This window comes from Pseudomonas sp. S3(2024) (assembly GCF_036861315.1).
GTDB lineage: Bacteria > Pseudomonadota > Gammaproteobacteria > Pseudomonadales > Pseudomonadaceae > Aquipseudomonas > Aquipseudomonas putida_A.
On record NZ_JAZAQQ010000007.1, the window covers coordinates 245,887 to 260,462 of the forward strand.

General features: G+C 61.0%; 15 protein-coding genes. 4 read left to right on the plus strand and 11 right to left on the minus strand.

Features of this window, described 5'->3' with window-relative positions:
• Nucleotides 1-119: 119 nt before the first annotated feature.
• Entirely contained in the window at nt 120-1,778 is a 1,659-nt protein-coding gene (locus VLA07_RS19285; RefSeq protein ID WP_247269155.1) for a phosphoethanolamine transferase, read from the plus strand.
• Nucleotides 1,779-1,905: 127 nt separating this feature from the next.
• On the opposite strand, the gene VLA07_RS19290 is transcribed toward VLA07_RS19285, so the two are convergent.
• The 11 genes from VLA07_RS19290 to VLA07_RS19340 form a co-directional block, all read right to left on the minus strand.
• The gene (locus VLA07_RS19290; RefSeq protein WP_247269154.1) at nt 1,906-2,184 is read right to left on the minus strand and encodes a DUF971 domain-containing protein; all 279 of its coding nucleotides are present in this window, start codon (nt 2,182-2,184) and stop codon (nt 1,906-1,908) included.
• Nucleotides 2,181-3,143, minus strand: coding sequence for a HEAT repeat domain-containing protein (locus VLA07_RS19295; RefSeq protein WP_333990571.1), 963 nt, complete (start codon nt 3,141-3,143; stop codon nt 2,181-2,183). Before VLA07_RS19295 ends, VLA07_RS19290 begins: the two co-directional genes overlap by 4 nt.
• Nucleotides 3,140-3,988: an ABC transporter ATP-binding protein gene (locus tag VLA07_RS19300; protein ID WP_333990573.1), complete on the minus strand. Its 849-nt coding sequence runs from the start codon at nt 3,986-3,988 to the stop codon at nt 3,140-3,142. The genes VLA07_RS19295 and VLA07_RS19300 overlap by 4 nt, the downstream gene beginning before the upstream one ends.
• Nucleotides 3,988-4,770: an ABC transporter permease gene (locus VLA07_RS19305; RefSeq protein WP_115989635.1), complete on the minus strand. Its 783-nt coding sequence runs from the start codon at nt 4,768-4,770 to the stop codon at nt 3,988-3,990. Before VLA07_RS19305 ends, VLA07_RS19300 begins: the two co-directional genes overlap by 1 nt.
• 137 nt (nt 4,771-4,907) lie before the next feature.
• Nucleotides 4,908-6,311 carry an ABC transporter substrate-binding protein gene (locus VLA07_RS19310; RefSeq protein WP_333990577.1) on the minus strand — a complete coding sequence of 468 codons (1,404 nt, stop codon included), beginning with the start codon at nt 6,309-6,311 and terminating at the stop codon, nt 4,908-4,910.
• A 251-nt stretch (nt 6,312-6,562) separates the two neighbouring features.
• The gene (locus VLA07_RS19315; protein ID WP_007959413.1) at nt 6,563-6,808 is read right to left on the minus strand and encodes a 4Fe-4S dicluster domain-containing protein; all 246 of its coding nucleotides are present in this window, start codon (nt 6,806-6,808) and stop codon (nt 6,563-6,565) included.
• A gap of 25 nt (nt 6,809-6,833) precedes the next feature.
• Nucleotides 6,834-8,564 carry a fumarate reductase/succinate dehydrogenase flavoprotein subunit gene (locus tag VLA07_RS19320; RefSeq protein ID WP_333990584.1) on the minus strand — a complete coding sequence of 577 codons (1,731 nt, stop codon included), beginning with the start codon at nt 8,562-8,564 and terminating at the stop codon, nt 6,834-6,836.
• Nucleotide 8,565: 1 nt separating this feature from the next.
• Complete coding sequence (locus tag VLA07_RS19325) at nt 8,566-9,312, minus strand: GntR family transcriptional regulator (RefSeq protein WP_247269149.1); 747 nt, start codon at nt 9,310-9,312, stop codon at nt 8,566-8,568.
• Between the two features lie 223 nt (nt 9,313-9,535).
• On the minus strand, nt 9,536-10,504 hold the full coding sequence (locus VLA07_RS19330) for a Gfo/Idh/MocA family protein (RefSeq protein ID WP_333990587.1): 969 nt from the start codon (nt 10,502-10,504) through the stop codon (nt 9,536-9,538).
• 25 nt (nt 10,505-10,529) lie between these two features.
• A complete protein-coding gene (locus tag VLA07_RS19335) occupies nt 10,530-11,417 on the minus strand; it encodes a Dyp-type peroxidase (RefSeq protein WP_027613656.1) in 888 nt (295 codons plus the stop codon).
• A 232-nt stretch (nt 11,418-11,649) separates the two neighbouring features.
• Nucleotides 11,650-12,687 (minus strand): AraC family transcriptional regulator, encoded by a 1,038-nt coding sequence (locus VLA07_RS19340; protein ID WP_333990589.1) that lies wholly within the window; start codon nt 12,685-12,687, stop codon nt 11,650-11,652.
• A gap of 210 nt (nt 12,688-12,897) precedes the next feature.
• Between VLA07_RS19340 and VLA07_RS19345 the strand changes: the two genes are divergently transcribed.
• The 3 genes from VLA07_RS19345 (at nt 12,898) to VLA07_RS19355 (ending at nt 14,567) form a co-directional block, all read left to right on the plus strand.
• Nucleotides 12,898-13,845: a SphA family protein gene (locus VLA07_RS19345; protein WP_333990590.1), complete on the plus strand. Its 948-nt coding sequence runs from the start codon at nt 12,898-12,900 to the stop codon at nt 13,843-13,845.
• 253 nt (nt 13,846-14,098) lie between these two features.
• Entirely contained in the window at nt 14,099-14,293 is a 195-nt protein-coding gene (gene relB, locus VLA07_RS19350; protein ID WP_095136765.1) for a type II toxin-antitoxin system RelB family antitoxin, read from the plus strand.
• Nucleotides 14,226-14,567, plus strand: coding sequence for a type II toxin-antitoxin system RelE/ParE family toxin (locus VLA07_RS19355; RefSeq protein ID WP_222019420.1), 342 nt, complete (start codon nt 14,226-14,228; stop codon nt 14,565-14,567). Before relB ends, VLA07_RS19355 begins: the two co-directional genes overlap by 68 nt.
• The last annotated feature ends 9 nt before the right edge of the window (nt 14,568-14,576 follow it).

The window sequence follows — 14,576 nt, forward strand, 5'->3', positions numbered from 1 at the left end:
ACAGGGTTTTGCGTTGACCTGAGTGTTTGTTACAGGATGTTTACGAATTTTTTACTATTGTTCTTCTACAGTTACGCGCGTTTCCGCGCGTGTTCTATTCGAGTAGAGGAATGTCTGTAATGGCTTTGGGCAAAGGACTGCGTTTACCGTCCATCACTTCAACCCGTCTGGTGCTGCTGTTTTCCCTGGCACTGGTGGCGCTGTACAACCTGGCGACCTGGAAGGCGCTGGGTACGCTGATCACCCTGCAAGGTGCACACAAACTGGCGTTTTTCGCTTCGTTCGGCCTGTTCCTGTGGGCGGCGATCACCCTGCTGCTGACCCTGGTGTCATTTCGCTGGACGCTGAAACCGGCGCTGACTGTGGTGGCCCTGCTCTCGGCCTGCGCTGCGTATTTCATGAACGAATACGGGATCACCATCGACACGGTGATGATCCAGAACGTGTTCGAAACCAATCCCGGCGAAGCCGCTGCGCTGTTCAACGGCAAACTGCTGGCTTACGTGTTGCTGCTCGGCGTGCTGCCGGCGGCGTTGATCTGGCGCTGGCCGGTGCGTTATCGGCCGTTCTTTCGCGGCCTGCTCAACAAGCTGCTGGTGATTGCCGCTTGCGTGCTGGTAATCGGCGCCTCGGTGGGCGCGTTCTATTCGACCTATGCGCCGATCTTCCGCGAAGAAGACAAGCTCACCCACTTCATCAACCCGACCAACTACATTTACGCCATCAGCAAATACACCAAGCAGCGCCTGGGTATCAAAAAGCACTTTGTGGTGCAGGCGATCGGTGAAGACGCGGTGATGAGCGCCAAAGCCGCCAGCCGCGAGAAGAAGTCGCTGATGGTATTTGTGGTCGGCGAAACCGCCCGCGCCGATCATTTCTCGCTGAACGGCTATGCGCGCGAGACCAATCCCGAGCTGAGCAAACTGGACATCCTCAACTTCACCCAGGTGCACTCCTGCGGCACGTCCACGGCAGTGTCGGTGCCGTGCATGTTCTCGATGTTCCCGCGTGAGGACTACAGCGACAAGAAAGGCAAAACCTACGAAGGCCTGCTGGATATCCTGCAACGCGCCGGCGTGCAAGTGCTGTGGCTGGACAACAACAGCGACTGCAAAGGCACCTGCCTGCGCGTGCCGCACCGCGACATCGCGAAGAACCAGCCGGGGCCGTTCTGCGACGGCAACAACTGCCTCGATGAGGCGCTGCTGGCCGACCTGCAAAGCTACATCGACAGCCTCAAGGGCCACGCGATCATCGTGTTGCACGCCGACGGCAGCCACGGCCCGGAATACTACGAGCGTTATCCGCAAGCGCTCGAACGCTTCAAACCGATCTGCCACACCAATCAGTTGGGCAGTTGCAGCCGCGATGAACTGGTCAACGTGTACGACAACACGATCCTCTACACCGACCACTTCCTCGCCAAGGTCATCGAGTTGCTCAAACGCAATCAGGACACCCTGGATACCTCGATGCTGTATGTCTCCGACCACGGCGAATCGCTGGGTGAAAACGGCCTGTACCTGCACGCCGCGCCCTATGCATTGGCGCCGGAAGCGCAGACGCATGTGCCGATGGTGATGTGGTTTGGCAACAACACGCTGGCGCAACTGGGCATTGATCGCGATTGCCTGCAAGGCAAGACCGGGCAGCCGGACCTGAGCCATGACAACCTGTTTCATTCGGTGCTGGGGTTGTTCGAGGTGAAGACCGCGCTGTATCAGCCGGGGCTGGATGTGTTTCGCGGGTGCCGGCCAGCCATGACGGCTGCGCAGTAACCCGGAGTTGCACCTATACCCTTGTAGGAGTGAGCCTGCTCGCGATAGCGGTGTGTCATTCAACAATGATGTCGGCTGATACACCGCTATCGCGAGCAGGCTCACTCCTACAAGGGGCTGTGGCACATCAAGAATCGAGTTGTGCCAGATAGTCCCACGGGTAGATCCCGCGTTGATGGCCGTCGCTGAACACCAGTTGCACGCCGTAGCCCTGCGGGTTGATCTCGATCAGGCGAACACGCTCATCCACCAGCGGAGTCACACCTTTCAGGCGAAACGCGCGGCACTGCGAGCACGGGCACTGGCGGCGCAGTTCGGCGTGATTGAACAGCGATTCGCGGCCGTCCGGCCAGCTCAGGCGCAACGTCTGCCGGCTCTGCGAATTGCCCACCGCCAGCGGATTCATTGCAGCTGACTCAGGGCAATCCGCACCGCTTTGCGCACTTCCGGGTCGCCGTCATCCTGCGCCGCCTGCAACGCCGCCACCGCGCCGCGATCATGCAACTCACCGAGGGCCAGCGCAGCTTCCTTGCGCAGGTTGCTGATGCGATGGCCGAGGGTCTCGATCAAGGCGTCCAGCGCCGGTGCAAAACGCAAGCGACCGAGGCTGCGGGTAGCACGCAGACGCACTTGCCAGTAGTCATCGCCGAGGGCTGCGATCAACGCCGGACCAGCGTCGCTGTGGCCGACCTTGCCCAGCGTCGTGGCCGCCTCTTCACGCACTTGCCAGGCATCGTCCTGCAGCGCTTGACGCAGGGCTGGCAGCACCTCGGCGCCGGATGCCAGACCGAGGGCACCGGTGGCGGCGCGGCGCACTTCGGTGTCCGGGTCGGCGCTGGCCAGACGCGCCAGAGCCGGCAGTGCGTCGAGCTGCTTGAGCCAGCCGAGCACACCCACGGCTTCGCGGCGCACATTGGCATCGGCATCGCTCAATGCGGTGATAGCAGCCGGCGCGGCATCGGCGAAACGCAACTCGCGCAAGGCACGGAACGCGGCGATTCGCACACTGACTGCGGCATGATCGGTCCACGGCAGAATCACCCGGCCTGCCGCTTCACTCTTGAGCAGGCTCAGGCTTTGCGCGGCGGCGGCCTGCACTGCCGCAGATGGATCGGTCAGCGCCTGACACAGCGCAGCCACCACCGGTTCGTCTTCCCACGCTTCCAGCAGCCGCGCAGCTTCGGCGCGGACTTCTTCGGCCGGATCTTCGCTCAGTCTTTCGACCAGCCACAGCAATCCGTCTGGCTCCTCCAGATCCGCCAGTTCGATCAGGGCAATACGTCGCACACCGGCATCGTCTGCGGTCAGACGCGGTTGCAGGGCGAGGATGTCGTCGTTATCGGTCACAGCAAAAAATGAGGTCATAGGGCAAATCGCGGCAAAGGGTTTTCGGGAGGCAGACCGAGCGGATTGAGGCGCGGCAGCGGTCGGGGGTTGTCGTGGCGCAGCAGGTCGAGGCAATGGCGCTTGAGGCGGGAGAATTCGGCACTGGTTACCAGCTCAGTGGTGCGCGGACGCGGAAAGTCCAGGCGCAGGTCTTCGATGATTCGCCCCGGACGTGCGCTCATCACCAGCAAGCGGTCGGCGAGAAACAGCGCCTCGTCGATATCGTGAGTAACGAACACCACGGTGGTGCGAATCCGTGTCCAGATGTCCAGCAGCAGTTCCTGCATGTTCAGGCGGGTCAAGGCATCCAGCGCGCCGAACGGCTCGTCCATCAGCAGCAGCCGTGGACGGTTGACCAGCACCCGGGCGATTTCCACCCGTTGCTGCATGCCGCCGGAAAGCTGATCGGGCCAGCGCTCGGCGAAGCCGTCGAGGCCCACCAGTTTGAGCATTTCATCGGCCTCACGCTGGCGCTCGGTTTTACCGATTCCGCGCATCTTCAGGCCGAAAGCCACGTTGTCGCGCACCGTGCGCCACGGGAACAGCGTGTGATGCTGGAACACCATGCCGCGTTGCGGCGACGGCCCGGACACCTCGCCGCCATCGACTTTGAGGCTGCCGGTATGGGCGCTCAAGTGTCCGGCGAGTGCGCCGAGCAAGGTCGACTTGCCGCAACCGGACGGGCCGAGAATGCACACGAACTGGCCCGGTTCGATCTGGCAATCCAGCCCCTGCAAGGCCTCGAAGGCTTGCTGCCCCTCACCGAGAACGATCGACAACTGGCGAATATCGATCCGCCCTTCGGGGGTTTGCATTGCGCTCATCAGGCTTTCCCTCGTGGTCGATGCCAAGGCGTGAACAGCCCGCCCAGGCGCTTGATCAGCAGACTGCTGCCCATGCCCAGCACACCGATCAGCAGCATGCCGACGACGATGTCAGCGTAGTTCTGAATGGTGTAGGACTCCCAGGTGTAGTAGCCGATGCCGAACTGGCCGGAGATCATCTCGGCGGTCACCAGACAGAACCACGAGGTGCCCATGCCGATGGCGAGGCCGGTGATGATACTCGGCGCAGCACCCGGCAAAATCACTTCCAGCAGAATCGCCCGGCGCCCTGCCCCGAGGCTTTTCGCCGAGGCGATCAGCCGTGGATCAACGCCTTCGACGCCGTGCACGGTGTTGAGCAGGATCGGGAACAGCGCACCGGTGAAGGTGATGAACACCATCGACAGCTCCGACGACGGGAACATCAGGATCGCCAACGGAATCCACGCCACCGCCGGGATCGGCCGCAGCACTTCCAGCGGTGGCAGCAACAGGTCTTCGGCCCATTTCGAGCGGCCGATGGCCAAGCCCAGGGCAATGCCGATGATCAATGCCGCGAGATAGCCAGCGAACACGCGGCCGAGGCTCGCGCTCAGGTGCTGCAGCAGCTTGCCGGAGTCGCCCAGACCCAACGCCGCTTCGATCACCGCCAACGGGGTTGGCACGTTGGCGAAGGTGACCAGGCCGAGGTTCCAGTGGTGGCTCGCGGCGAGTTGCCAGAACAGCAGGCAGAGCAGCAAAGAAGCAGCCCTTGGAACCCAGCGTAAATAAGATCGGTACACAATTTTTCCTCTCAACCCAAATCCCCTGTAGGAGTGAGCCTGCTCGCGAATGCGGTGTGTCAGTTGTTGATGTGTTGTCTGACACAACGCTATCGCGAGCAGGCTCACTCCTACAGTTGACCGAGTTGTTCTGCGGGTTAGCGGGCAGCCACGGCCTGGGTCGTGGCGTCGGTAAAGTCGAAGACCTTGCCACCCTGCGCCGCCGCATATCGCTGGGCCTGGCCCTTGAGCAGAAACGCGCTCAAGCGGCCCTTGGCATCGCTGGCGAACCACGCCTGATCGGCGAGCAATTTGATCCCGCTGTCACTGGCCTGGGCATACACCGCGCGGATGTTTTTGCCTTCCTGTTTCAGAGCGGCCAACGCGGTGAAGGCCGATTCGGCGGAGGCGTACTGGCGTACTTTGTCTTCGCCCCGCACCCAGATTTCGGCGACGTGGCTGAAGTCGGTGATGGCTTTGCCGGTCACCGCATCCAGCGCTTTCAACGGCGTTTGCGCGTAGTTGGCGAGTTGCGCGGTGTAGTCCAGATTCGAGGCCTTGAAGGCGGCGCGGATGTACTGATCATCGATGAAGGTGTTGAGGTCGAGGCCACGATCGGCCTTCTTCAGCAGCTTCAGGGTGTCGATCGCGGTGCCCACCGCCTGACGGTATTCCGGCTTCCAGCTCAGGTCGCGGGTCTGCACGCCGAGCGGGCCGTGGAACAGGTAGTTGACCTCGGCATCAACGCCGGTGACCTTGGCGATCAGCTCGCTGTACTTCTCAGGCTCAGCAGCCAGCAACTGATTGGCCTCGATGCTCGCGCGCAGGTAGGCGACAACGATTTCCGGGTACTGTTTCGCGTAGGCCTGATCGACCAGCGCGCCGTGGAAAGTCGGCGCATTGGCCTGGGCGCCGTCGTAAATCTTGCGGGCGAAACCACGGCTCGGGAACAGTTCGGCGAACGGCACAAAATCGGCGTGGGCGTCGATCTTGCCGGCCTGTAATGCGGAGCCGGCGACTTCCGGCGGCTGAGCGATGATGTTCACGTCTTTGAGCGGGTCCCAGCCCTGCTCCGCCACCGCGCGCAGCAACATGCCGTGGGCGGTCGAAGCGAATGGCACCGAGATGGTCTTGCCCTTGAGTTCACTCAACGACTGCACTCCGGACGCGCTCGGCACCACGATGCCGTTGCCACTGCCCTTGATGCTGCCCGACAACACACTGATGAACAGGCTGTGCTTGCCGGCGGTTTCGAACGCCACCCCGTTGAACGCGCCGGGGAAATCGGCCATGGCGCCGAAGTCGAGTTTGCCGGCGACCATCTCGTTGGTCAGCGGCGCACCGCTGGTGAAGTTTTTCCACTGCACGTCGTATTTCGCGTCTTTGTAGGCGCCGTCGTGCGGCAGGTATTTGTCGAGCAGACCGAGCTCGCGAATCAACAGCCCGCCGGCGGCGCAGTTGATGGTGGTGTCCTGAGTGCCGATGGCGATGCGGATGGTTTCGGCCGAGGCCGACAGGGTGAATGAAGCCAGTACCAGACCGGCGATTGCTGCACGCAACATGGTGTGTTTCCCCTCGAATCATTTATTGGATGTTCGTCTCCGCCGCGATCAGGGCGCGGTGGGAAACGAGGGGTTTCGGTTATTCCAGCGTCCGGGGTATGCCGGATGGCTTTTTGAGTTACCAACATTCCAGTGTGGGAGGGGGCTTGCTCCCGAATGCGGTGTTTCAGTCAATAAGGATGCCAGCCATGCCGGCCTCTTCGGGAGCAAGCCCCCTCCCACAGGGGATCTCCTGTCTGCTGGTATTTGTATCAGCGCAGGAGATAGGGGATTTCGACTTTCACCGCGCCGGTCGGGCAATCCTTTTCGCAAGGCATGCAGTACCAACATTCATCAAATGCCATATAGGCCTTTTGGGTGGCCGGGTTGATCGCCAGCAGGTCCATCGGGCAGACGTCGACGCACACGGTGCAGCCCTTTTCGGCGATGCATTTGTCTTCGTCCACGGTGACCGGGGCGTTAGAGCGGAAGAAGATTTCCTGGGCTTGATAGGCCATGGTTCAGACTCTCTCTGGTGATGCATCAAGCGGCGAACGCGCCCACCCGCAAGCGGTCGTAAGCCTGCATTTCTTCGGCATCGAGCGGGATGATGTACGGCTCGACAGGTTTCTTGAAACTGGTCATGCGGCCGTCTTCGCCCTTCTTCAAATGACAGTGGCAGAACCACTCACTGTCATTGCGCTGCGGGTGATCGACGCGGTAGTGGTACAGGCCCCAGCGGCTCTCGGCGCGGAACAGCGAGGCGCGTGCGGCCATTTCCGCGCAGTCGCGGATCACGCTGGTTTCCATCGCGCGCATCAGTTCGTGGGCGTTGTTGGCCTTCATCTGATCAAGGTCGCGCTCGATGTCGCTGAAGCGCTGCAAGCCGATCTGCATTTTTTTGGTCACTTTCGGCGGTTGCAGGTAGTCGTTGACGAAGCGCCGCAGCTTGTACTCGACCTGTGCCGGCGGCAGACCCTGTTCGCGATCCAGCGGTGCGTAGACCCGCGCTTTCTCTGCTTCGATCTGCGCGGCATCCAGCGCCGAGAACTCGCGCCCGGCGACAAAATCCGCCGCGTTGTGCCCGGCAAACCAGCCGTAGGTGAACGCGCCGAGCATGTAGTTGTGCGGCACGGCGGCCATGTCACCCGCCGAGTACAAGCCTTTCACCGAGGTTTCGGCCCGCTCGTTGACCCACACCCCGGACGCCGAATGGCCGCTGCAAAAGCCGATCTCCGAGATGTGCATCTCGACCATCTGCGTGCGGTAATCGGTGCCGCGATTGGCGTGGAACTGACCACGACTCGGGCGCTCGTTACTGTGCAAGATCTCTTCGATGTTCTGGATGGTTTCCTCGGCCAGGTGATCGAGTTTGAGGAACACCGGGCCGTTGCCGCTTTCCAGTTCCTGGTGAAACTCCCACATCATCTGCCCGCTCCAGTAGTCGCACTCGATGAAGCGTTCGCCCTTGTTGTTGGCGGTGTAGCCGCCGAGCGGGCCGGTCACATAGGCGCACGCCGGGCCGTTGTAGTCCTTGATCAACGGGTTGATCTGGAAGCATTCGAGGTTCGCCAGCTCGGCCCCGGCGTGATAGGCCATGGCGTAGCCGTCGCCGGCATTGGTCGGGTTTTCATAGGTGCCCATCAGGTAGCCCGAGGACGGCAGACCGAGGCGACCGGCCGCGCCGCACGCAAGAATCACCGCTTTGGCCTTGATCACATGGAAATCGGCGGTACGGCAATCGAAGCCCATCACCCCGTTGACCGCGCCCTCCGCGTCGGTGAGCAAACGGGTGCAAACCAGACGATTGGTGATACTCACCCGCGCGCGTTTCAACTGGCGGTAAAGGACTTTTTTGATGTCGTGCCCTTCCGGCATCGGCAGCACGTAGGCGCCCATGTGGTGGACTTTTTTCACGGCGTAATCGCCGGTTTCGTCCTTCTCGAACTTCACGCCCCAGCGATCCAGTTGCTCGATGGTTTCGAAGCTGTGAGTGGCATAGGCGTACACCGCCGCCTGATTGACGATGCCATCGTTGGCGATGGTGATTTCCTTGGTGTACTGCTCCGGCGTCGAGTGCCCGGGGATGATCGCGTTGTTCAGGCCGTCCATGCCCATGCTGATCGCGCCGCTGCGTTTGACGTTAGCTTTGTCCACCAGCAGCACGCGCAAGTCGCGGTTCTTCTCTTTGGCCTTGATCGCCGCCATCGGGCCGGCAGTGCCGCCGCCGATCACGACGATGTCGTATTCCTGTTCCAAGGTCTTGCGAGTCATGTCACGCCCCTTTTTGCCGGTCGATCCGCAGGCGGTACTGGAACGCATCGCCACGGTAGTAAAGATGTTCGAAGTCCAGCGGCTGGCCGTTGGCATCGTGGGTCAGACGCTCGATGCGCATGATCGGCGAGCCGGCCTCGACGTTCAGTGCCTGGGTCAAATCGCTATCGGCCAGCACCGCGTCGATCGCCAGATCGGCGTGGCCGAGGGCGATGCCGCAGTCGTTTTCCAGAATCAGGAAGATGTCGCGAGTCACCAGATCGGCCTTCTCCAGCCGTTCGCCAATCGCTTTGGGCAGGTAGGTGATTTCCAGCGAGATCGGTTCGCGGTTGATCAGCCGAACGCGTTTGATCTGCGCCACGGTCTCGCCTTCGGCGACTTGCAGGCGCTCGGCGACACGTTTGTCGGCGGGGATGAATTTGAAACTGCGCAGGCGGTTGATCACCTCGTAGCCGCGCCCGGTCATGGACTCGGCGAGGCCTTGCAGGCTGCTGACGTTTTGAAAGGTCTTCGGCTTGGCGACGAAGGTGCCCTTGCCGTGGATCTTGAAGATCAGCCCTTCTTTCTGCAGATCGCCCAGCGCCTGGCGCACGGTGATGCGGCTGACTTTGAACAGCGTGCCGAGCTCACTTTCGGACGGCATCTGGCTGTCTTGCGGGTATTCGCCATCAAGAATGCGTGAGCGCAGGACGTCGCGCAGTTGGGTGTGCAGCGGGACACTGGGTAAGGAGAGAACGTTATCGGTCATCAGGGATCACTTGTTATAACGAGTTATGACGTGATCTTAGAGACGTTATGACAAGCTTGAGAAATATTGTTTGGGCATAACCTTAGACACGACGACACACAGACTCTTGTGGGAGGGGGCTTGCTCCCGAAGGCGGTGTGTCAGGCGATGTAAATACCAGCAATGCCGGCCTCTTCGGGAGCGAGCCCCCTCCCACAAGGAAATGGTGTTGTGGTCTGGAGCATCAGTGCCGTTTGAGGATCTGGTCCATCACCCAATCGGTTTTGAGGGCTTGTTCGGCGACGGCCGGATGCTGCGAATCGCCACGAATATGCGCATTCATGCCCAGCACGTGATGCCACTGAATGTGCTCGTGATGGGGGATTTCCAGGCTGATCTGCTCATCGGCGAACAGCTGCACCGGATGCTCGTCAAACACGGAGAACGCGATCCGACCCTGACTGCCGATAATCTCTACCCGATCCTCGCGCCGATCCGCCACAAAGCTCCAGCAACCCATGCCCAGCGCGCCCGAGGCAAACCGCCAACTGGCGCTGACCGCATCTTCCGCCGCATACAACCCGGCCTGGCGCGCAGTAAAACCGGCGACTTCGACGATGTCGCCGAGCAGGTACTGGAACAGGTCGAAACCATGGCTGGCCAGATCGGCAAAGTAGCCGCCGCCGGCCACGCTCGGGTCGGTGCGCCAGTTGGCGCTGCCGTGCAGATCCGCCGCCGACGGGGCCTTGGTCAGCGTCCAGCTCAGGTGCCGCACCTCACCGATGCGGCCCTGCGCCAGCCATTGCCGCACCTGGGCAAAGCGCGGCAACGAACGGCGGTAGTAGGAAACGAACAGGTGCAGACCAGCATCAGCAAACGCCTGCTGCATCTCGCGGCTTTGTCCGGCGTTGAGCGCCATCGGTTTCTCGACGCAGCAATGCTTGCCGGAGGCAGCAACTTTCAGGCTGTAAGCGTGGTGGCTGTCGGGGGGCGTGGCGATGTACACCGCGTCCACCTCGGGGTCCTTGATCAGCGCATCGACATCGGTGTAGACCCGGGCGATGCCATGGCGCGCGGCGTAATCGGTCACCGCTTCAAGACGCCGGCCCATCACCGCCACCAGCGCCGAGCCGGGCGCCTTGTAGAAGGCCGGCCCGCTCTTGCGTTCAGTGACGCTGCCGCAACCGATCATGCCCCAACGCACCACGTCCATGGTCAACTCCCTGTGTTTGAACCAATCAGCCGATGCGCAACGCGCGCAGATCGAGGTGGCCGTCCTTCAGCGGCGGGCACCAGTAGTAGCCGCCGGTGATCGGTCGGCTGATGCGGTACAGACCGTCAGTGATGCCGTCTTCCAGACCGCTCATGCGCCGCAGTTGGGCCTCAAAGGCGTCCAGCGAAAAACCGAAGGCGAGGAACATCAGGCCGGCGCGATCACCATCGATCCACGGCATCGAACGGCGTACGACGAAGGCTTCGGGGGCGAAGCTTTCCTGGGCGGTACGTTTGACGTGGGCGGAGACTGGCGCGTCGTCAATCTCTTCGTTGTCGCTGAGGCGACGGCCCATGATGTTGTCCTTGTCTTCGGCAGACAATTTATGGAAACCCTTGAGGTCGTGCTGCCACTGCTGGATCGCGGCGAAGCTGCCACCGACCAGACCATCAGCGCCCTCGCCCAGCAACGCGGCGGCAATCGCGGCGTCATCGTGCGGGTTTTCGGTGCCGTCTTCGTAGCCCGTCAGGTCATGGCCGTCCTTGTGGCGGAAGGCTTCCTGCATGTCTACCAGGCGCAGCGCCGGGGCCAGCGCGGCTTCGAAGGCGTGGCAGCGATTGAGCAATTCGCCACGATCGACACCGTGCAGCCAGACCCACAGTGCGTGCTGGGTCGACGGGTTTTCCACGCCGACGCCGCTCATGGCCGGAAAGCTGCGCAGACCGTCGATTTGCACGTTCAGGGCTTTGGTCAGGGATTCACCGAAACCGATCACAGCCGACTTGCCGTCCACCAGATTCATCAGGTTGTCGATCGCCTGCGGCAGTGCTTCAACAGACGCAAGGGCAAAAAACAGGTGACGTGCTTGCGCAGGAACAGGGGTGGCGAGAATGCCCGGCTGGTAGTAACTCATGTGAACTCCTTGGGAAAGTGCGCGGGAGTTTACCTGTGGCCGGAGGGTTTGTGGGGCTGAAATACTGATGAGTGGCGCACGGAAGCCTGTGGCGAGGGAGCTTGCTCCCGCTCGGGGGCGAAGCACCCGCAAACCCCGCCGGCATGGTGTGTCTGGAGAAATGGCGTGGCAGGTTTTGGGTCTGCTGCGCAGCCCAGCGGGAGCAAGCTCCCTCGCCACAGGGGACCGATGTCTAAGCGGTGCTTGCATCCTGTCGCCACGCACTCGGGCTCATCCCCGTCCAGCGCTTGAACGCCCGGCGAAAGCTGCGCACGTCGCTGTAGCCAACTTCTTCAGTGATGCGCTCGATCGGCATGTCCGGATTGGCCAGCAGACTCATGGTGCGCGCCTGGCGCACCTGTTCCAGCAGCGCCTCGAACGTCAGCGCATGCTCGGTCAAACGGCGGCGCAAGGTGCGGCTGCTCATGTTCAGGTCGCCGGCGATTTTTTCGATATGGCTGCCTCTGCTCAAGTCCCGGGCAATCGCCCGCTCTACGGCCTGAATCAGATCGAGTTTCTGGTGCACCTGCGCCGCTTCCAACTCCAGCAACGCAACCGCCTGACGCAACGCCAGCGAATGATGATTGGGCAGGTTGACGTCCAGCCACCGGGCATCGATCAGCATGCGATTGTGCAGGCAGCCGAAGCGCACATCGGGCCCGAGCAAGCGGTGGTATTCGCTCAGATAATCCGGTGCAGCGTGCACAAACTCCACGGCGATCGGCTTGAAATCAACTCCGGCCAAGGCCCGGCCATATACCAGCAGGCTGGCGAAAAACTCTTCGACGGCGAACACCTGCACATCGGCAAACGGCAAGCGACATTCGGCATCGAGATGTACCTGATCGCCAATCACATCGACGCTGGACACCACGATTCCGCCGGAGGTGTGCTGATGGCGAATGCCGAGGGCAAAGGCATCGCGCAAGGTCTTGCACAGCGAAAGCACATGCCCGAGCAGCCCCAGCGTACCCAACACATTCTGCGCGCCGACCCACAGCCCCAGGCCCTGATTGGGCAGCACTTTGAGCGCCCGTTGAATCATCGCCACGGCCTGGCGGTAGGAAATCCGCTGCGCCGGATCCTGCAGATCTTCGAGGGTGAAACCCAGGCCACGGCACAGGCTTTCGGGGTCGATGCCTTTGTTGTGCACGACTTCGGCGAGGGTTTGCAGGAGGAACGGCGAGACCAGCGCCAATTCGAAAGTGGGGTCTTGGACTTTTACGTTCATGGGGGCTGACATTCCGGATCACGCTTGATTGTTATTTTTGTAACCGGTTATGTCGAAGGAAGTTAGCACAGGGTTGGCCGACTGTCCGCAGAAGTCCCCCTAACTGTCCGCCAATACCCTGCCCCGTCGGGCGCCAAGCGCTTATTTCTATGGTGCCGGACGTTCTGCGTACCGGCGCCACGTCCCACCACAATAATAATGAGGACAGCCATGAGCCCGAACCGCGCCACTTTCCCCTTGCGTCTGGCACTGACCTTGCTCGGTTGCACCGCGTCCCTGCCGGCCCTGGCCACCGAAGCCGGCGTCGACAACATCGGCCCCGGCACCGACGGGTTCTTCATGCTGCCGCTGGAAGTCGACAGCCTTCCGCAGAACATGGTCGCGTTCAACCTCTACTACAACCATTACAAGTCGACCAAGCTCAACATCAGCTCGTTGGGCGGCAAGGTGCCGAATGTCGAAATCGAATCCACGGCGGTGATCCCGCGTATTGATTACCTGAGCCCGGTGCGCGTGTTCGGCGGACGTCTGGCCGGCTACATCGCCCAGCCCTGGCTCAAGCAGGAAGTCTCGGTATTCGGCCTCAGCGATACCCGCGAAGGCATGGGCGACACCACCGTTGCGCCGATCATCCTGTGGGACATGGGCAAGAACCTGACCCTGGGTGCTGCCGTGGAGATCACCGTGCCCACCGGCGAATACAGCGTCGATCGGCTGGCCAACACCAGCAACAATTTCTACACCTACAAGCCGCTGTTTTCCTTCACCTGGCTGCCGACCGACAAGACCGAAGTGTCGATGAAGACCACTTACAGCTTCAACGAGAAGAACAAGGACACCGACTACAAGTCCGGGCAGATCTTCCACTTCGATTACTCGGCCAGCTACAAGATCACCGACGATGTGATGCTCGGCCTTAACGGCTATTACCTCAAGCAGACCACCGACGACAAACAGTACGGCCACACCGTGCAATTCGCCGGGCAGGATGTGGACGACGGCGTGCGCGGCCAGGTATTCGCGATCGGCCCGGCGTTGCATTTCACCTTTCTCAAATACGCCAGCGCGGAGATTCGCTGGGCCAAGGAGTTTGACGTGGAGAACCGGCCAGAGGGGGAAATGTTGTGGGCGAAGGTGAGTATTCCGTATGCGTTCTGAGTGCATTTGTAGGAAGGTGCGCGCGGATTTGTAGGCTGGCAACCTGAAAAACAGAGTGGAGGAATAGGCCTACAACGGCGGTCGAGATTGCCGGACAACGGAGGGAAACGTCCGGCAGACTCCAAAGGGGCGCTTGCAGATACTGGGCTTCGTTATCCCATGGTTCGTCGAGAGCTCATGGGGTACATCGTCTGCCAGTGACGACAATGGGCCATTCCCCCTTAAACTGCTGAGATTGATCACGGAGATCACTATGAGCTTATTACTTTCCCCGTTTTACTCTGACTTCGAATCCGAAGAAGAGGCAGAGAGCTACGATCGCTGGTTTCGTGCCAAGGTACAGGAGGCACTCGATGACCCCAGCCCTGGCATTCCCCATGATGAAGCTATGGCAATGCTTGACCAGATGCTGGAAGAGATGCGCAGGAAGCGCCGCGCTGCTGCTTGAATGGAGCGATCAAGCTCTGAACGATCTGGCTGACATTATCGATTACGTTGAACAATACAACTCCAACGCTTCCGTGGCTCTACAGCACAAGGTTGGTGCAGCAACGCAAAGGCTTTCATCAATCCCCTATGGTTACCGGGCCGGTCGAGTGCCAGGCACTCGGGAAATGGTGGTCAATCCGAACTATCTGCTGGTCTATCGAGTGAACGGGCGCATCAAAATACTGACGTTAGTCCACACCCGACGACAATACCCACGAACCTCATCAACATAAAAAAAAGGG